This is a genomic window from Streptomyces sp. NPDC048172 (assembly GCF_043202595.1).
In the GTDB taxonomy this organism is placed as follows: Bacteria; Actinomycetota; Actinomycetes; order Streptomycetales; family Streptomycetaceae; genus Streptomyces.
Genome location: NZ_JBIDAT010000002.1, coordinates 23,579 through 40,724 on the forward strand (window position 1 = coordinate 23,579; position 17,146 = coordinate 40,724).

The following is a 17,146-nucleotide window of genomic DNA, read 5'->3' on the forward strand; positions in this document are numbered from 1 at the left end:
CGATTCGCTGTACGTACCGATACCCCGCCCGTCATGTCAGCCGCTAGTGCTAGAACGGGGGGTTCAGTGTCCAAGTCGCCAAGGGAGCCGCCTTGTTCGAGCCTCCGCAGGAGCCGTCCCAGCAACACCTCGCCACTGGCCTGTACGAGCAGTTGATCACCAGCACCCTGCACGAGCGCATCAACGAGCTGCGGGACGCCGGTTGGGATGCTGACGATGTCGAGGTCGACGAGAGTGCAGCGCCGCGCATCCTCGCTCGTCACCTAGCATCAGCCATAGAGCAACATTTGGGCACGCTCACGCCACTTGAGCAGGTACTGCAGAGCAATCTCATCCTGAACCGGCTGGCGAAAGAGGGGGTCTCCCCGCACCGGATCGTCGAAGGCCCGCGTCAGCTCCTCGGTCTCGTAGACAAGGGAGAGGCTTCAGAAATCCCCCGGCCTAGCACCCCGGTCTCTGACGCCACTCTCATCACTAACAGGCAAGAAGCCATCAATATGGCGGACGAACTAAGCCAGGAGATCAGGTCAGCCGATCGCATCGACCTCCTCTGTTCCTTCATCATGTGGTCGGGCACAAACACCATCAGGGAAGCTCTTTACGACGCAGCCGAGCGCGGCACCCCGATCCGTATCCTGACCACAACCTACATGGGAACGACGGAGCCCAAAGCTATCAATCGGCTCGTTCGGGACTTTGGCGCAGAGATCCGCATCAACTATGAGACCAAGCGATCCAGAGTGCACGCCAAAGCATGGCTGTTCCATCGCAAAACAGGATTCCACACAGCATACGTGGGAAGCTCAAATATCTCAGCGAGCGCGCTCAGTACCGGACTGGAATGGAACGTCAGAGTCTCCCCCATATCCGCTCCCTATGTCTTGGACAAATTCGAGCGCGCCTTCAAGGACGAGTGGGCTTCGGGGGATTTCGAGCCGTACGACCCCGACCAGGACTACGAGCGTCTTGAAGCGACCATTAACAAGTACAAATCGGCCACTAGGAGAACCCCTCAGCAGTCGGATCTCACGAAGATCGAGCCCAAGCCGCACCAACGGAAAATGCTCGAAAGCCTCGCCGCTGAACGAGATGTTTACGGCAAGCGCGGGGCTCTCCTAGTGGCCCCCACCGGCACGGGCAAGACAGTCATCGCAGCCTTGGACTTCCGCGCCCTACGCAAGCAACATGGCGAGAAGTTGCGACTCCTCTTCGTCGCACACACAAGAGAGATCCTCGAGCAGGCCCAGAAGACGTATCGGAATATCCTGCAGTTGCCCAGATTCGGCGAGCTTCATGTAGGCGGGGAGAAGGCGCACACACGGACTCACGTCTTCGCCAGCATCCAGTCATTCAAGAACCAGAAGTTCCTGGAGTCCTTCGCCAAGGATGACTTCGACATCATCGTCATTGACGAGTTTCACCACGCTGCAGCAAAGACCTATCGAAAGCTCATCAAGCATTTCACGCCGAAGCAGCTCCTCGGCCTCACCGCTACTCCAGAACGTCACGATGGGGAAAACGTCCATGACACGCACTTCGGAGGGCGGATCGCCGCCGAGATGCGCCTATGGCAGGCCATGGACAGCAACCTTCTCAGCCCGTTCCACTACTACGGAATCGCCGACGACTCAGCAGATTTTACTCGCGTGAGCTGGACGGGAGGCTATGACCCCAAAGAACTGACCGACGTACTCACAAGGGACGAAGAGCACGTTAATCTTGTGCTCAAAGAGCTCAACAACAAGGTCGCCGATCCCAAATCGATAAAGGCGTTGGGGTTCTGCGTTTCGATCAACCACGCCATACATATGGCAGAACACTTCCAGGCACAGGGCATCGAAGCTAAAGCTCTCAGCGGGGAGACTCCGCCCGGGGAGCGCAATGCAGCACTTAATGCTCTCCGCGCGGGTCACATCCAGGTATTGTTCTCAGTCAACCTCTTCAACGAGGGCCTGGACATTCCGGATGTTGACACCCTGCTTTTCCTGCGCCCCACGGAGAGTGTGACCGTCTACCTTCAGCAGTTTGGGCGCGGGCTGCGCCGAACCGCTGATAAAGACCGGCTCATAGTTCTCGACTTCGTCGGACATCACCGCAGCGAGTACAGCTTCGAGGATCGGCTCCACGCCATCACGGGCCTCCGCAGGAATCGACTCGTCCAGGGGATTGAGGACGACTCATACGGCTTGCCGGATGGAACAGAGATCATCCTGGACCGTAAGTCCAAGGACCTCATCATCAAGAATATCGAGGCGCGGCTCAACTTGCGCTTTCCACAGATCGTCAAGGAAGTTCAGGAATGCAAAACTTCCACGATCGAAGTCTTCTTGGACAAGAGCATGCGCGAGATCACTGACATCTACCGCGGCAGGAAGAACTCTTGGACCAAGGCTCTTCGGGCTGCACATATTCTTCCCTCGGCCATACCGGCTGGAGAAGAAGCGTTCACCGTGCGCATGTCTCAACTCCTCCACGTCGATGACCCCGACCGCATCGAGGCGTACGTCCGCGTTCTCTCAACTGACGAGCCGGACTACGACGCCATGTCCCCCTCAGATCAGCTCTACGCCCGCATGCTTATTCTCAACCTCTGGGACTCTGGAGGCGGTTTCCAGAGCTACCAGGAGGCGCTAGATGCGCTTGCCAAACTGCCCGACGCACGGTCCGAGGCACGTCAGATCCTCAATTACGTGAGGAAAAAGATCGAGCACCCCTCGATTCCTTTGACAGCTCCGCACGCGCACGTACCGCTGCGCGTGCACTCCACCTACACCAGGGCAGAGATTCTCACGGCCCTTGGGCTGACTTCATTGACGGTCCGCACACCCTCACGGACCCAGGCAGGCGCCGAGTGGTGTGAGGAAGTACAGGTGGATGCCCTTTTCGTCACGCTGGTGAAGAAAGAGAAGGACTTCAACGAAAACGTTCGCTACAACGACTATGCCATGAACGCGAGGCACTTCCACTGGGAGTCGCCGGGGAAGACATCAGATACATCCGACATGGGGCGTCGGTACGTCGAACACAAAGCGCGAGGCACTCACGTATTCCCCTTCGTACGCAAATACAAGGAGAACGAGACTGGTACTTCGCCATACATCTTCCTCGGCCCGGCGGACTACAAGAGTCACGTCTCAAACAGGCCGATGCAGATCATCTGGCGGCTTCAGCACGAGGCTCCGGCTGAAATTCTTACCTACTCACCAGGTCAGGTATAATAGCGTCCGACTCTCGCACCGCTATTGACCATCCCGTGCACCGAGTTGACGCACGGTCTCCTTCACGAACGGGACGTCCTGCTCCAACCAGTCCACGTCGAAGGCCGCTTCAGGGGCGAGCCACCGCAGCTCATCGTGGTCCTGCAAGGGCTGCGGCTCGCCCTTGAGCAGGCGGGCTTCCCAGGCGTGGAGCACCAGGTCCGACTTCAGCTTCCATTCGCCGGGGAGGCGGTCCAGGACCTCCACCTCGATGCCGAGTTCTTCCCTGAGCTCACGGACGAGCGCTTCCTGCGGCGTCTCGCCCGGCTCGACCTTTCCGCCCGGAAGCTCCCAGCGCCCAGCGAACTCGGGAGGAGCGGTACGTCGTGCTGCCAGGAGCTTCCCCTGGTCGTACACCGCGCCGGCAACCACCACTCTGGGCTTCGTCTCATCCGCCATAGGGGGCACCTTACGTCTCCAGTTCACACCACACCGTCTTGCCTTCTCCGTGCTGCTCGACGCCCCAGCGGAGGGTGAGGGCGTCGAGGAGGGTCAGGCCGCGGCCCGATTCGGCGTCCGGTGTTGCCTTGAGCAGGACCGGGAGTGCGCGGGGGTCGGGGTCGGTGACCGACAGGCGGGCGTGCGGGCCTGGGTGGGTGAGGTGGAGGGTGATGGGGGTTGCTTCGCCTACGTGCGTGATCACGTTCGTGACGAGTTCGCTCGTGCAGAGCTCCGCTGTGTCCACCAGGTGTGGGAGAGACCAGCCCGTGAGGTGGGCGCGGACCTGGGCTCGTAGGTCCGGAAGTGCCTTCGGGAGTGCGAGTGTCGGGATGGTGAGGGGTGCGCGCGTTCGGTCCGCCTGCTGCATGGGCCCGCCGTCTTCCTGTGCGTTCTGTGATGAATCGCTTACACAGTGCGGTCGGTGGGTCTAGCGTGGAAGTGATCCGGATTTAGCGGTAGTTGCCGCTGAAGTGAAGGGTGAGATCTCGTGCCTCCACGTAAGGACCCTGACGGGTCCGTCAGTGTTCCCGCCTTCTTCGGTGCCGAGTTGCGGTTCAAGAGGGAGGCCGCGGGGCTCACGCTTCAGGAGTTCTCCGACGGCATCTTCTACAGCGTCGCGTTCATCAGCCAGATCGAGATGGGCGAGCGGCGCATGCCGCCCGAGATGGCCCGCTACGCCGACCAGCGGCTCGGAACGGACGGGTTCTTCGAGCGGCGGCTGGAGGATGCGCGGAAGGCCGCGCGGTCCGGGCATGCCGAGTACTTCGCCGACGTCGCCAAGATGGAGACCGATGCCTCGACCATTGAGGAGTGGGAACCCTTTCTGATTCCGGGACTGCTTCAGACCGAGGCATACGCCGGCTGTCTGATGCGTGCCGCCATGCCCCGGGCTTCGCCCGAAGAGGTTGAGGACAAGGTCGGTGCGCGGATGGCTCGGGCTGAGTTGTTCCGCACCGACGATCCGCCCGAGTACTGGGCCATCCTGGACGAGATGTTCCTGCGGCGCCCCGCGCTCCCGCCGATGGAGATGGCTGCACAGCTCGACCACATCGTGGAGACCGTGACCAGGACACGGAGCGTTCTGCAGATCGTCCCGCTGAACGTCACCACCCACCCCTTCATGATGGGCGCGGCCCGGGTGATGACCTTCGCCGACGCCCCACCGCTCATCTACACCGAGGCCTTGCACAGCGGCCAACTCATCGATGAGCCCACACTCGTGGCCGCGTACCGCAAGTCGTACGATCTGCTCAGGGCCGCCGCGTTGTCGCCTGAGGCGTCCCTAGCCATGATCAAGGCAGCGGCAGAGGACTTGAGACATGAACGTCACAGCTAATGACCTGCGCTCTGTCACCTGGCGCAAGAGCAGTCACAGCAACGGCACCGGAGGGAATTGCGTCGAGGTCGCGGACGGGATCGCCGGGGTCGTGCCCGTGCGCGACAGCAAGGTCGCCCCGCGCGGGCCCGTGCTCTGCTTCTCCGCTGAGCAGTGGGGGCGGTTCGTGTCGGCCGTACGTGCTGGGCGGTTCAACGGTTAGCCTCTCCCGTCACCGTGCCGGACGGGCCGCCCGGAGCAGTTGAGTGTGGCGCTTCCGGGTCAGACCTCAAGGGCGCCTTCGGCGTCGCTTCGCGATGGGCTTCGCCCACCCTTGACCTCCGCCCCTCCAGCGCACGGCGGCGTCTATCGGGCGGCCCGGGGGGAGCGGTTGCCCGGTGGGTGTTCCGGCCGGATGGCTGCTGCCGCTCCTCGGGGGTGCACACTGGGCCCGTGCCGATCAGTCATCCGCCGCCTTCCTCGGACGCGGTTTCCGCGCGTATGAGTCGTCAACGGCGTCGTGACACCTCTCCCGAGCTGGCGGTACGGCGGCTGCTGTTCTCCGCCGGGCTGCGTTATCGCCTGCAGCGGCGGGTTCCCGGTATGGCCCGCAGAACGATCGACATCGCGTTCCCGGGTATTCGGGTCGCGGTGTTCATCGACGGATGCTTCTGGCACGGCTGCCCGGACCATGCGACCAGTCCCAAGGCCAACGCCGCTTGGTGGCGGGCGAAGCTCGACAAGAACGTCGCGCGTGACGTCGAGACGACGACTCACCTGGAAGCATGCGGATGGACGGTCCTGCGATTCTGGGAGCATGAAGCGCCGGAAGAGATCGCAGCCAGGGTGCGCCGCACCGTGGCGGCCACGGAGCGCTGACAGCGTCCACGACCCGCACAGGACTTCGCCATGCCCGGACTCGGACCCGTCCCCCTTCTCGATCCGCTTTCGTATCCCGGGCGGCTACTCGATCGTTCCGCCCTGCTCGATGGGGAGCGGCTCCTCGGCGCCGAGTCCGGAGGGTTCGATGAGCTGCTCGCCGAGCGGGGGGCCGCGTCGATGGACGGGCGTACCGGCGTGGTTGCTGTGGGGTCCAATGGGGCGCCTGCTCAAGTGCGGTACAAGTTTGCTCGGGCTGGGGTGTCCTGTGTGGTGCCTATGGTGCCGACCCTGGTGGAAGGCGTGAGCGTGGGGGTTTCTGCTCATGTGAGTCCTGCTGGGTATGTTGCCGCCGCGCCGGTCATGGGCGGCGGGGAATCCTCCACGCTGGTGCTCAGCTGGCTCGACCCCGCGCAGCTCGACGTGATGGACGCGAGCGAGGGGCGTAATTATCGGCGCCTCACCGTCCCCGTGGCCGGGGGCGAGGCGCAGATGTATGTGTCGCTGCGCGGGCTGCTGGCGTCGGACGGGGTTCCCCTAGTCGCTCAGGAGCAGCCTGCCCTGATTCGAGGGCTGTTGCGGGGCTCCGCCGCGCTGCGGGGGATTTTCGGGGACTCCCCCGAGAGTTGGGTGCGGGTTGCCGCGTCCGACAGTGATGCCCGGGAGGAGGGCGCTCAGGTGTTCGCCGCTGAGGGGTGGGTGCGGGAGAGTGGGCCCTATGGATGAGGACTCTCTGCTCTCTCTTCTGACCCGGCGGCAGCTCGGCGTGCTGGTCACGCTGAAGCGGGACGGGCGGCCCCAGTTGTCCAACGTGAATTACCACTATGCGCCTGACGAGCGGGTCCTTCGGGTTTCCGTCACCGCTTCGCGGGCCAAGACTCGGAATCTGCTACGTGATCCCCGGGCCAGTTTTCATGTGTCGTCCGAGGACGGGTGGGCCTGGACCGTCGTCGAGGGGGATGCCGAACTGTCGGCCGTGGCCGGTGAGCCGTACGACTCCGCCGTCGAGGAGCTGGTCGAGCTCTATCGGGCGATCCAGGGCGAGCACCCGGACTGGGACGAGTACCGGGCCGCGATGATCGCCGATCAGCGGCAGGTCGTACGGCTCAGGGTGGGGCGCGTTTACGGGCAGAGTCCGCGGTAACGCGTTTCCGCTACGCCGACGCCGCCGTCAGGCGGGTCCATTGCTCCTCCGTCAGCTCCACGTCGTCCAGGGCCAGCAGGGGCCCCAGTTGGGCCACGGTGCGGGCGCTCGCCAGCGGGGTCGTGACCGTGGGGCGGGAGGCGAGCCAGGCCAGGGCCACCGTCGCCGGGGCCGCGTCGCGTTCGGCGGCGATCGCGAGGAGTTCGCGCAGGACTCGGCGGCCCCGCTCGCTCTCCAGGTGCTGGGCCGCGCCGCCGCTGCGGGCGCTCTCCGGGACCGGCTCGTCCGGGCGGTACTTGCCGGTGAGGAAGCCCGCGGCCAGCGCGTAGTACGGCACGACCGCTAGGTTCTCCCGCTCTGCGAGGGACGGGAGTTCACCCTCGTACGTGTCGCGGGAGACGAGGTTGTAGTGGGGCTGCAGGGCCACGTAGCGGGCCAGGCCCTCGGCGTCGCTGGCGGCGAGCGAGGCGCGCAGGCGCTCCGGCGAGATGTTGGAGGCGGCGATCTCGCGGATCTTGCCCGCGCGGACCAGTTCGTCGAGGGTGCCCACGATGTCCTCGACGGGGACGGACTCGTCGTCGAAGTGGGTGTAGAAGAGATCGATGTAATCCGTGCGGAGGCGGCCGAGCGAGGCGTCGACCGCGGCGCGCAGCGTGTCCGGCGCCAGGCCCCGGAACTCCGGGTGGCCGCCCGCCTTGGTGGCGAGGACGACGCGGTCGCGGTTGCCGCGTGCCGCGAGCCAGTCGCCGATGACGGTCTCGGACTCGCCGCCCTGGAGGCCGTCGACCCAGGAGGCGTACGTGTCCGCGGTGTCGAGGAAGTTGCCGCCCGCCTCCACGTAGGCGTCGAGGACGGCGAAGGACGTGGGGGCGTCGGCCGTCCAGCCGAAGACGTTGCCGCCGAGGCAGAGGGAGGAGACCGAGAGCCGGCCCACCTTGTGTGTACGCAGTGACATGAGTCGACCGTAACCGCAGGGGGCGCGGGCGGACGGCGGTCCTGGCGTCGGGGGGTGGTCCGCCAGGACCGCCGGGTCTGTGGGTCCCTGCCGTCGCCGCCCCGTCCCCTCCTGACGTGCTGAGGCGGGAGCGCGAGTACGTGCGTATGCGCGTGCGTACGGCGTGCCTCGGCGGCGCGGGGCGACGACCGCGGGGGTGTGGGGGGGTGGGTCCTGCCAATTGCTGCCCGCCGGGTACCCGGTGCCAGGTACCCGGTGCCAGGTACCCGGGCCGGGCATCCGGGCCGCGCGTCAGACCTTCATGCCCTTTTCGCGCATCCACGGCAGCGGGGCGACCGGGTCGCCGCCGCCGGGACGCACCTCGACGTGGAGGTGGGGGCCCGAGGAGTTGCCGGTGGAGCCGACGCGGCCGACGACGTCGCCGGTGCCGACCTTCTCGCCCGCCGACTTGGTCATCGAGGAGAGGTGGCAGTACCAGATCTCGGTACCGTCCTCCAGCTCCAGCACGATGCGGTAGCCGTACGAACCGGCCCAGCCCGCTTCCTTGATCGTGCCGGAGTGGAGCGCCTTGACGGGGGTGCCGTTGGGGGCGGCGAAGTCCTGGCCTGTGTGGTCGTTCTGCCACATGCCGCCGCCCTGGCCGAAGCCGGCGCTGAGCTGGTAGTTGGAGACGGGGACGACGTACTGCCGGGCGAGCTTGGCGCGGCGCTCGGCCTCCGCCTTCCGCTTCTTCTCCTCGGCGATCTTCCGCTTCCGCTCCGCCTCGGCCTTCTTCTGCTTGGCCTCTTCGGCGTCCGCCTTCTGCTTCGCCTCGGCCGCGGCCTTGCGGGTCGCCTCGGCGGCGGCCTTCTCGCGGGCCTCGTCCTCGACGTTGTGCTTCTGCGTCTCGGCCTGCGCGAGGATCCTGGCGCGCAGCGCCTCGCCCGCGTCCTTGGTGCCCTCGGCGGCCTCTTCCTGCGTCAGACCGGCCTGGGTGAGGGGCTGTTCGCCCTGGGCACCGGCCAGCGTCTCGGCGTCGCCGGAGGGTCCGTCGTCGGATATGAGGTCGCCGACGCCCGGGAGGTCCTTGGCGTCGGGGAGGTGCTCGCCCACCTTCGCGACGGAGCCCAGGTCGGGCATGGAGATGGCGGCCGGGTCCTTGTCCTTGGCCGTGGCCATGCCACCGGCGCCCACCGCGGCGATCATGCCGACGCCGAGGACGGCGCCGCTGCGCGCCATGCCGCCGCTGCGCTGCTTGCCGACGCGGTGACGGCCGCGGACCGGGCGGATGGACTCCTCGGTGGGGTTCCACTCCTCCCAGGTCTCGTCGCCCCTGTCGCCGGGAGCGGCGTCGTAGGGGCCGTACGCGTCATAGGGGCCGTACGCGTCGTACGGCGCTGACCCGTCGTCGTCGTGGAACGGGTCGTACGCGACCTCGGGGGCATGCCTCTGCGACCTGGACGCCACGGGGGGCGTTCTCCTTTCCTTCCTCTCGCCTACCGGGTTAGCTGACGGGTTCGGAGCAGGAAGGTCTCCTACGGGACGGCGCGAACCGGCCCGATTCACCCCATCCTCCGGGTCTGGGCTGACACGAAGGGGTGGTTCCCCGGTTCCCGCTGTGCGTGCGATGCCTGTCGAGTTGTCGCTCGGGGGTGTCGCACACGCGGGATTCGGCGACGGCGCACGGTGCCGTCTCTCGTGACGACAGTGACGACCGCGCTGCGTTATCGGACGTTAATAGAAGCGCGCCCGTGATTCCAAGCCGTTCCCGTTAATTCCTGGTCACCATGGCCAGCACTTTCCGGGACAGGTGCGCCCAATTGGGACGCGTGGTCACGGGAGTTGAGGCGGAGGATCGCGGAGGGTGACTACTCACGGGCGCGTGACGCGGCCCGCGAGGGCGTCCGCCCCGCGCGCTCCGGGCGGCCGACGGCGAGCAGCGCCATGTCGTCGGAGGTGCCGCCGCCCGTGTGCGCCTCGACGTCGCCCATGAGCATGTCGAGCACGGCCTCGGGATCCTCGAACGGATGGTCGGACAGCCGCCGTACGGGGTCGTAGAAGGTGCCCTCCTCGTCGCGCGCCTCGGAGAGCCCGTCGGTGTAGAGCAGGAGCTGCGCGCCCGCCGGGAACGCGAACTCGTCGGCACGGTCCGGCCAGACCCCCAGCTCCGTCACGCCCAGCGGCAGCGCGGGGACGCGCGGGTCGAGCGAGCGGACGGCGCCGTGGTCGAGGAGGAGCGGCGGCGGGTGGCCCCGGTTGATCAGGCGCAGGGTGCGGCTCGCCGCGCCCTCGGCGACCGGGGGCAGCTCGGCGAGGACGGCGGTGGTGAAGCCCTCGAACTGCTGGATGCCGAGCCGCCGCTGCCCCTCGCGCTCCAGCGAGCGGTCGAGCCGCGCCGCGACCCCCGCCAGCGTCGGCTCCTCCTCGGCCGCCTCGCGGAAGGCCCCGATCACGATGACGACCGCGGAGACGGCGCCGAGCCCCTTGCCCCGGACGTCGCCGACGATGAGCCGGACGCCGTGCGGGGTGTGCTGTACGGCGTAGAAGTCCCCGCCGATGCTGGCGTCGGTCTGCGCGGCCTTGTAGCGCGCGGCGACGATGAGCCCGCCGACGCGCGCGGGCGGCGCGGGCAGCACCGCGAGCTGCGCGGCCTCGGCGACGATACGGGCGCTGGCGAGCTGCTCTCCGTTGCGCCGGATCAGATAGTTGATGCCGACGGCGAGGAGCGAGACGGCGACGACGGCGAGCGCGGGCAGCTCGCGCTCGAAGCCCTCCACGTCGTGGTCGAAGAACGCCGCGAGCAGACTGATCGTGACGCACGAGACGATCCCGGTGATCACCGTGGCCCGCATCGTCTGCAGCGCGGCGGCGGCGATGGGGGCCGCGGCGAACAGCGCCGAGATCGTCAGCCCGGGGCGGAGGATCTCGATCACCGTCCCGAGCACGAGGAAGGCCGCGGGCAGCACGCGCGCCCAGCGCCGCAGCGCGCGGTAGCGCGGGTCGGCGGGCCGATGCTCGTCGCCGTCCGGTTGGTCGCTCGTCTCCTGCACTGTCCTAATTTGACGTCTGCGCGGCCCGACGGCCACTCGGCCCCCGCCCCGCGCGCCGCGCGCCCCTGCCTCCTTGCGGGTGTCCCGAGGACTCCGTTCCGGTGCAGCGGCGCACGGTCCGGCGTGGCGCGGCGACCGGCGTGGAAGCGCTCCCGTCATCCCCCTTTCCCGGATGTGCCAGGTCTGGAGTGGTCCGCGATGCCCGCGATGTCCCGTTCAGCCGTGCCTCTGGTGGTGGCCACGCTGCTGGTCTCGCTGGTCACGTTCGCCGTGTGCGCGGGGCTCGTGCTGCAGCGGGAGACGGGATTCATCGACGAGCCGGTGCTGAACGGGGCCGTCGAGCACCGGGCCGCCGTGCTGGACGGGCCGATGAAGGTCGTCACGCACGCCTCGAAGTACCCCCTCCTCTTCGTCACCGTCCTGGGCGCCCTGGTGGTCTCCTGGCGGGAGCGGGCCTGGCGCCCGCTGCTGCTGGTCGGCGGCACGGGCGCGCTCTCCGTCGCCCTGGCGACGCTGGCCAAGGAGACGACCGACCGCCACCGTCCCCCGTCGGCGCTCTGGGCGATCCCCGAGGAGGGCTTCTGCTTCCCCTCCCGGCACACGGTGATCGCCACGGCCGTGCTGCTGATCCTGGCCTACGTCATCGGCGAGCGGCTCGCCTCCCGCGCCGTCCGGGCCGCGCTGTGGTGCGCGGCCCTCGTCTGCTCGGTCCTGGTCGGCGCCAGCCGCGTCTACCTGGGCGTGCACTGGGCGACCGACGCGTTCGCGGGCCTCGCCCTGGGCGCCTCGGTCGCGCTGGCGGTGATGACGGCGGACGGGCTCGTACGCGCACGCAGGCGCCCGCCGAAGCCCTTCATCACCGGAACGGAGCACCCTCCATGCCGCTGACGCCGACGCGGACGCCGACACGGACCCGGACGCGGACGTCCACCGCCCGCCGTGTCCTCGCCGGAACGCTGGCCGCCGGGCTCCTCCTCACCGGCTGCGGAGACGGGGGCGGGGACGGCGGGGGCGGCTCCGGCGACGGGCGCGAGCACAAGCGGGACCCCGAGCGGAGCCGGCAGTGGGCGCTGGACGCGCTGAAGCTGCCCGGGGCGTGGAAGAGGGCCGAGGGCGAGGACACCGTCATCGCCGTCGTCGACACGGGCGCCGACCTGGACCACCCGGACCTCAAGGGGCGGCTGGCCGACGGCTACGACTTCGTGGACGGCGACAAGGAGCCCCGGGACGAGAACGGCCACGGCACCCACGTCTCCGGCATCGCCGCCGCGCACACCGACAACGGGGTCGGCGTCGCGGGCGGTGCCCCCGGCGCGAAGATCATGCCCGTACGGGTGCTGGGGCCCGACGGCACCGGCCGTAACGCGGACATCACCCGCGGCATCATCTGGGCGGCCGACCACGGCGCCGACGTCATCAACCTCTCCCTCGGCGAGTCCGGGCTCATGGCCCGGCTGCTGAAGGGCGGCATCCTGAACAAGGCCATCGACGTGGCGCACGACAAGGGCGCGGTCGTCGTCGGGGCGGCCGGGAACGAGGGCACGGCGCTGCAGCCGTACCGCCTCGACACCCCCGTGCTCGTCGTCGGCGCCAGCGACAGGAACGGCGAGCCCGCGGACTTCTCCAACTTCGGCGCGAAGGACGCGGTCTCGGCGCCCGGCGTCGGCATCCTCTCGACGCTGCCGACGTACAGGACGGAGGAGAGCGCCGAGAACCGCTCCGGCTACGGGAAGCTCGACGGTACGTCGATGGCGGCGCCGTACGTCTCCGCCGTCGCCGCCCTCCTCCACCAGCAGGGCCGCGACCCCGACGCGATCGCGGAGGCGATCCGGGACACCGCGCGGAACCCCGGCGCCGAGCCCCGCCTCGGACTCGGCGTCGTCGACGCGAAGGCGGCGGTGGACTCCCGGAAGAAATAGGCTCCGGGTCATGTCTGACTCCGGCTTAGACCGCTTCGATTTCGACGTCGTACAGATCGGTTTCGGTCCCGTGGGGCAGGTCGCCGCCGCGCTGCTGGGGCGGTACGGGCACCGGGTGGGGGTGTTCGAGCGGTGGCCGTCCCCGTATCCGCTGCCGCGCGCCGGGCACGTCGACCACGAGGTCATGCGCGTCTTCCAGAGCGTGGGCGCCGCGGACGCGGTCGAACGGCGGGCCATTCCCGTGCCCGACTACGACTGGTTCAACGCCGACGGCAAGCTGCTGCTCCACCTGGACTGGGACGCGCCGACGCCGTCCGGCTGGAAGTCCGACTACCTCATGTACCAGCCGTACATGGAGGACGCGCTGACCGCGGCGGTCGAACGGCGGCCGTCGGTGACCGTCCACCGCGGCCAGGAGGCGGTACGCCTCACGCGGCACGACGACCACGCGGCGGTGACCGTGCGCGACGCGTCGGGCGCCGAGCGCACCGTCACCGCCCGCTACGTCCTCGGCGCCGACGGCGCGGGCTCGTTCGTCCGCGAGGCCGCGGGGCTGGCCCGCGAGGACTTCGGCTTCGCGGAGGACTGGCTCGTCGCGGACGTACGCCCGTACGACGCCGACGCCCGGCTCGACATGCCCGACGCGGGCCAGATCTGCGACCCGGCGCGCCCGGTCTCGCTCTTCCGCTGGCTCGGACGGGAGCACTGCCGCTGGGAGTTCATGCTGCTGCCCGGCGAGGACACGGCGGGGATGGACACCGACGAGACGGTGTGGCGGCTCCTCGCGCGCTGGGACGTCACCCCGGCGAACGCGGCGCTCGTGCGCCGTACCGTCTACACGTTCCGCTCGCTGCTCGCCGAGGACTTCCGCGCCGGGCGCGTGCTGCTGCTCGGCGACGCGGCCCATCTGATGCCGCCGTTCCTGGGCCAGGGCATGTGCTCGGGAGTGCGGGACGCGGCGAACCTGGCCTGGAAGCTCGACCTGGTGCTGCGCGGCGTCGCGCCGGACGCGCTGCTCGACACGTACGCCCTCGAACGGCGCCCGCACGTCGAGCGGTACATCCGCGCGTCGATGGAGCTGGGCCGCGTCGTGTGCGAGCTGGATCCGGACGCCGCGGCGGAGCGCGACCGGGCGCTGCTCGCGGGCGAGGCCCCGCCGCCGCCCGCACCGCCGTGGATCGAGCGCGGGGTGCTGCAGGGCGGCGGCGCGAGCGGGGGTACGGGCGGCGGCGCGAGCTGCGGCGCAGGCGGCAGCGCAGGCGCGGACGTCGTCGGCCGCCTCGGCGTCCAGGGCCGCGTCCTGCGCGCGGGCGTCACGGGCCTCGCCGACGACGTGCTGGGCCCCGGCTGGACGCTGCTCTGCGCCCGCGCCGACGCCCCCGCCGCGCTCTCCGCCGGGCACCGGGCCCTGCTGGCCGCGCTGGGCGCCCGTACGGTCCATGTCAGCCGCGCGGCGACGGGCGCCCCGGACGCGGTGGTCGACCTGGACGCGACGTACGCCCGCTGGTTCGCGGCGACGGGCGCCGAGGCCGTCCTCGTCCGCCCCGACCACCACGTCTTCGGCACGGCGGGGACGGCGGACGAGCTTCCCGGCCTGCTGGACGAACTGGCCCGCCGCCTGGGCGTACCGGTGACGCCCGGCTGACCTCCGCCGCTCGGAGGGCGTGGCCCCGCCGCCGGGCCGGTCCGCGGGGCAGAGTCCTTGGATACGCTCGCCGTGTGACGGCAGACGAGTTCGCGGTCGATCGCTTCGCCATCGTCGCCCTGGCCTCTTCCGCGGGAGGAATCAAGGGCCTCAGCAAGATCCTGGCCGGACTGGGCCCCGGCCTGCCGGTTCCGGTGCTGGTCGTCCAGCACCTCGATCCGCGGCACCGCACGGTGATCGCCGAGATCCTCGCGCGCCGCACCGGGCTGCGGGTGAAGCTCGCGGAGGACGGGGAGCGGGCCATGCCCGGCACCGTCTACATCGCGCCGCCCGACCGCCATCTGCTCGTCGGCCCCGGCGGTGTCCTGAACCTCTCCAGCTCGGAGCTCGTGCACTTCCTGCGCCCCTCCGCCGATCTGCTGTTCGAGTCGGTCGCGGGGGCGTACGGGCCGCAGACCGTCGCCTGCGTCCTGACCGGTTCCGGGCGCGACGGGGCCATGGGCGTGGACGCCGTCAAATCGCGCGGCGGCACTGTGATCGCCGAGGATCCGGAGACGGCAGAATTCAAGGGCATGCCGACCGCGGCGGTGGGTACCGGAGCAGTGGACTACGTACTGCCTCTGGACGAGATCGCCGCGGTGATCCGAGGACTAGTCGAGACCAAGAGGCGATGATGAGCGAGGCCCCCGACGCCGGACCCGACGAGGAGCTGGAAGGGCTGCTCGTCTTCCTGCGCGACGCACGCGGCTTCGACTTCACGGGCTACAAGCGCTCGACGCTGGGGCGGCGCATCCGCAAGCGGATGGCCGACATCGAAGTGACGTCGTACGCGGACTACCGCGACCGGCTGGAGGCGAACTCGGAGGAGTTCAGCTTCCTCTTCAACACCATCCTGATCAACGTCACCTCGATGTTCCGCGACCCGGACGCGTGGACCTTCCTGGAGCACGAGGTCCTCCCCGAGCTGCTGGCCCAGTCGGGCGCCGACGAGGAGATCCGGGTCTGGAGCGCGGGATGCTCCAGCGGCGAGGAGGCGTACTCGCTGGCGATGATGTTCGCCGAGTCCCTCGGCGAGGACGAGGCCCTCAACCGCGTCAAGATCTACGGGACGGACGTCGACGAGGAGGCGCTCCGCACGGCCCGCTCCGGGCTGTACCCGGCGAAGGTGCTCGAACGGCTCGCGCCGGAGCTGCGCGAGCGGTATTTCGAGAAGAACGGCGCGCAGTACAGCTTCCGCTCCGACCTCCGGCGGCGGGTGATCTTCGGCAGGCACGACATCACCCGGGACGCGCCCATCTCGCGGCTGGACCTGCTGGTGTGCCGCAACACGCTGATGTACTTCAACGTCGAGGCGCAGACCCAGATCGTCGACCGCTACAACTTCGCGCTCCGCCCGGGCGGCTATCTCTTCCTCGGCAAGGCCGAGATGCTGCTCAACGACGCCGACCGCTTCGACGTCGTCAGCATGCGCCAGCGCGTCTTCCGCAGGCGCCCGGGCGAGGCCGGACCGCCCTACCAGCCGCACCCGTTGAAGAACCGGGCCGGTACCGCCGCCGAGGTCGGCACGGCGGCCCGGCACCGCCAGCTGCGCGACCTGCTCGCCGACTCCACCCCGGCGCCGTCCGTCGCCGTGGACAGCGACGGCTCGGTCGTGCTCATCAACAGCAGCGCGCGTACGCAGTTCGCCCTCAGTCCGAACGACGTCGGGCGGCCCTTCCAGGACCTGGAGATCTCCTACCGCCCCGTCGAACTGCGCTCCCTGATCGAGCAGGCCGTGCACGAGCGCCGCACCCTGCGGGTCAACGGGGTGGAGCGGCGCGTGGGCGAGGACGTGCAGTTCTTCGACATCCTCATCCACCCCCTCACCGGGCCCAACGGGCTGCCGGTCGCCACGCACATCACCTTCACCGACGTGACCGTCACGACCCAGCTCAAGTCCGAGGTCAAGCGGGTGCGCGAGGACCTGGAGACGGCCTACGAGGAGCTCCAGTCGACCAACGAGGAGCTGGAGACCACCAACGAGGAACTCCAGTCCAGCATCGAGGAGCTGGAGACCACCAACGAGGAACTCCAGTCGACCAACGAGGAGCTGGAGACCACCAACGAAGAGCTCCAGTCCGGGAACGAGGAGCTGGAGACCATGAACGAGGAGATGCGCGTGCGCTCCTCGGAGCTGGACGAGGCCCGCGCGTTCCTGGAGGCCGTGGTCGGGAGCATCGCGGCGGGCGTCGTCGTCCTGGACACGGGCAAGCTGGTCAAGTGCTGGAACCGGGGCGCGGTCGACCTGTGGGGGCTGCGCCCGGACGAGACCATGGAAGAGAACTTCTTCAGCCTCGACTTCGGGCTCCCCGTGGACGAGCTGCACGCGGTCGTCCAGGAGTGCCTCGACACCGGCAGGCGCGCCGGTCCCGTCCACATCCCCGCCATCAACCGGCTCGGCAGATCCATCACGTGCGGCGTCGTGTGCACGCCCTTCTACGGCCACAACGGCGGCGTCGTCCTGCTCATGGAGGAACAGCCCCCCAAGGAGGATCTGCCCTCCGACGCCGAGGCGTAGGCTAC

At 68.8% G+C, this 17,146-nt stretch carries 16 protein-coding genes and 1 riboswitch; of the genes, 11 read left to right on the forward strand and 5 right to left on the reverse strand.

Going from position 1 to position 17,146, the window contains the following annotated elements; translation table 11 throughout:
* The first annotated feature begins 92 nt into the window (after window positions 1-92).
* On the forward strand, window positions 93-3,218 hold the full coding sequence (locus ACGF3A_RS08560) for a DUF3427 domain-containing protein (RefSeq protein WP_393727280.1): 3,126 nt from the start codon (window positions 93-95) through the stop codon (window positions 3,216-3,218).
* Window positions 3,219-3,239: 21 nt separating this feature from the next.
* On the opposite strand, the gene ACGF3A_RS08565 is transcribed toward ACGF3A_RS08560, so the two are convergent.
* Both ACGF3A_RS08565 and ACGF3A_RS08570 read right to left on the reverse strand, forming a co-directional pair.
* Window positions 3,240-3,656: a (deoxy)nucleoside triphosphate pyrophosphohydrolase gene (locus ACGF3A_RS08565; RefSeq protein ID WP_393727282.1), complete on the reverse strand. Its 417-nt coding sequence runs from the start codon at window positions 3,654-3,656 to the stop codon at window positions 3,240-3,242.
* A gap of 10 nt (window positions 3,657-3,666) precedes the next feature.
* A complete protein-coding gene (locus tag ACGF3A_RS08570; RefSeq protein ID WP_393727284.1) occupies window positions 3,667-4,065 on the reverse strand; it encodes an ATP-binding protein in 399 nt (132 codons plus the stop codon).
* Between the two features lie 120 nt (window positions 4,066-4,185).
* Here ACGF3A_RS08570 and ACGF3A_RS08575 point away from each other — a divergent pair, with 120 nt between their 5' ends.
* From ACGF3A_RS08575 to ACGF3A_RS08595, 5 genes are all read left to right on the forward strand, one after another.
* A complete protein-coding gene (locus ACGF3A_RS08575; RefSeq protein WP_393727286.1) occupies window positions 4,186-5,034 on the forward strand; it encodes a helix-turn-helix domain-containing protein in 849 nt (282 codons plus the stop codon).
* A complete protein-coding gene (locus tag ACGF3A_RS08580; RefSeq protein WP_393727288.1) occupies window positions 5,018-5,236 on the forward strand; it encodes a DUF397 domain-containing protein in 219 nt (72 codons plus the stop codon). The genes ACGF3A_RS08575 and ACGF3A_RS08580 overlap by 17 nt, the downstream gene beginning before the upstream one ends.
* Window positions 5,237-5,514: 278 nt before the next feature.
* Window positions 5,515-5,892 carry a very short patch repair endonuclease gene (locus ACGF3A_RS08585; RefSeq protein ID WP_393729044.1) on the forward strand — a complete coding sequence of 126 codons (378 nt, stop codon included), beginning with the start codon at window positions 5,515-5,517 and terminating at the stop codon, window positions 5,890-5,892.
* Between the two features lie 30 nt (window positions 5,893-5,922).
* Window positions 5,923-6,618: a hypothetical protein gene (locus ACGF3A_RS08590; RefSeq protein WP_393727290.1), complete on the forward strand. Its 696-nt coding sequence runs from the start codon at window positions 5,923-5,925 to the stop codon at window positions 6,616-6,618.
* On the forward strand, window positions 6,611-7,036 hold the full coding sequence (locus ACGF3A_RS08595) for a PPOX class F420-dependent oxidoreductase (protein ID WP_393727292.1): 426 nt from the start codon (window positions 6,611-6,613) through the stop codon (window positions 7,034-7,036). Before ACGF3A_RS08590 ends, ACGF3A_RS08595 begins: the two co-directional genes overlap by 8 nt.
* Window positions 7,037-7,046: 10 nt before the next feature.
* Here the strand turns inward: ACGF3A_RS08595 and ACGF3A_RS08600 are convergent, their stop codons facing one another.
* The 3 genes from ACGF3A_RS08600 to ACGF3A_RS08610 form a co-directional block, all read right to left on the reverse strand.
* On the reverse strand, window positions 7,047-7,991 hold the full coding sequence (locus ACGF3A_RS08600; protein WP_393727294.1) for an aldo/keto reductase: 945 nt from the start codon (window positions 7,989-7,991) through the stop codon (window positions 7,047-7,049).
* A gap of 291 nt (window positions 7,992-8,282) precedes the next feature.
* The gene (locus ACGF3A_RS08605; protein ID WP_393727296.1) at window positions 8,283-9,437 is read right to left on the reverse strand and encodes a peptidoglycan DD-metalloendopeptidase family protein; all 1,155 of its coding nucleotides are present in this window, start codon (window positions 9,435-9,437) and stop codon (window positions 8,283-8,285) included.
* Window positions 9,438-9,449: 12 nt separating this feature from the next.
* Window positions 9,450-9,610, reverse strand: a riboswitch (cyclic di-AMP (ydaO/yuaA leader).
* Window positions 9,611-9,838: 228 nt separating this feature from the next.
* Complete coding sequence (locus tag ACGF3A_RS08610) at window positions 9,839-11,020, reverse strand: PP2C family protein-serine/threonine phosphatase (RefSeq protein WP_393727298.1); 1,182 nt, start codon at window positions 11,018-11,020, stop codon at window positions 9,839-9,841.
* A 222-nt stretch (window positions 11,021-11,242) separates the two neighbouring features.
* Here ACGF3A_RS08610 and ACGF3A_RS08615 point away from each other — a divergent pair, with 222 nt between their 5' ends.
* The 5 genes from ACGF3A_RS08615 (at window position 11,243) to ACGF3A_RS08635 (ending at window position 17,141) form a co-directional block, all read left to right on the forward strand.
* Entirely contained in the window at window positions 11,243-11,908 is a 666-nt protein-coding gene (locus tag ACGF3A_RS08615; RefSeq protein WP_393727300.1) for a phosphatase PAP2 family protein, read from the forward strand.
* Window positions 11,899-12,939: a S8 family peptidase gene (locus ACGF3A_RS08620; protein WP_393727302.1), complete on the forward strand. Its 1,041-nt coding sequence runs from the start codon at window positions 11,899-11,901 to the stop codon at window positions 12,937-12,939. Before ACGF3A_RS08615 ends, ACGF3A_RS08620 begins: the two co-directional genes overlap by 10 nt.
* 10 nt (window positions 12,940-12,949) lie before the next feature.
* A complete protein-coding gene (locus tag ACGF3A_RS08625) occupies window positions 12,950-14,584 on the forward strand; it encodes a bifunctional 3-(3-hydroxy-phenyl)propionate/3-hydroxycinnamic acid hydroxylase (protein ID WP_393727304.1) in 1,635 nt (544 codons plus the stop codon).
* Between the two features lie 74 nt (window positions 14,585-14,658).
* Window positions 14,659-15,258, forward strand: coding sequence for a chemotaxis protein CheB (locus ACGF3A_RS08630; protein ID WP_393727306.1), 600 nt, complete (start codon window positions 14,659-14,661; stop codon window positions 15,256-15,258).
* Window positions 15,258-17,141: a CheR family methyltransferase gene (locus tag ACGF3A_RS08635; RefSeq protein ID WP_393727308.1), complete on the forward strand. Its 1,884-nt coding sequence runs from the start codon at window positions 15,258-15,260 to the stop codon at window positions 17,139-17,141. The genes ACGF3A_RS08630 and ACGF3A_RS08635 overlap by 1 nt, the downstream gene beginning before the upstream one ends.
* The last annotated feature ends 5 nt before the right edge of the window (window positions 17,142-17,146 follow it).

Bases quoted from the DNA above. Each gene is read 5' to 3' on its own strand.
- ACGF3A_RS08565 (WP_393727282.1), bottom strand. From the start codon at position 3,656: ATGGCGGATGAGACGAAGCCCAGAGTGGTGGTTGCCGGCGCGGTGTAC.
- ACGF3A_RS08570 (WP_393727284.1), bottom strand. From the start codon at position 4,065: ATGCAGCAGGCGGACCGAACGCGCGCACCCCTCACCATCCCGACACTC.
- ACGF3A_RS08580 (WP_393727288.1), top strand. From the start codon at position 5,018: ATGAACGTCACAGCTAATGACCTGCGCTCTGTCACCTGGCGCAAGAGC.
- ACGF3A_RS08585 (WP_393729044.1), top strand. From the start codon at position 5,515: ATGAGTCGTCAACGGCGTCGTGACACCTCTCCCGAGCTGGCGGTACGG.
- ACGF3A_RS08590 (WP_393727290.1), top strand. From the start codon at position 5,923: ATGCCCGGACTCGGACCCGTCCCCCTTCTCGATCCGCTTTCGTATCCC.
- ACGF3A_RS08595 (WP_393727292.1), top strand. From the start codon at position 6,611: ATGGATGAGGACTCTCTGCTCTCTCTTCTGACCCGGCGGCAGCTCGGC.
- ACGF3A_RS08600 (WP_393727294.1), bottom strand. From the start codon at position 7,991: ATGTCACTGCGTACACACAAGGTGGGCCGGCTCTCGGTCTCCTCCCTC.
- ACGF3A_RS08620 (WP_393727302.1), top strand. From the start codon at position 11,899: ATGCCGCTGACGCCGACGCGGACGCCGACACGGACCCGGACGCGGACG.
- ACGF3A_RS08625 (WP_393727304.1), top strand. From the start codon at position 12,950: ATGTCTGACTCCGGCTTAGACCGCTTCGATTTCGACGTCGTACAGATC.
- ACGF3A_RS08635 (WP_393727308.1), top strand. From the start codon at position 15,258: ATGAGCGAGGCCCCCGACGCCGGACCCGACGAGGAGCTGGAAGGGCTG.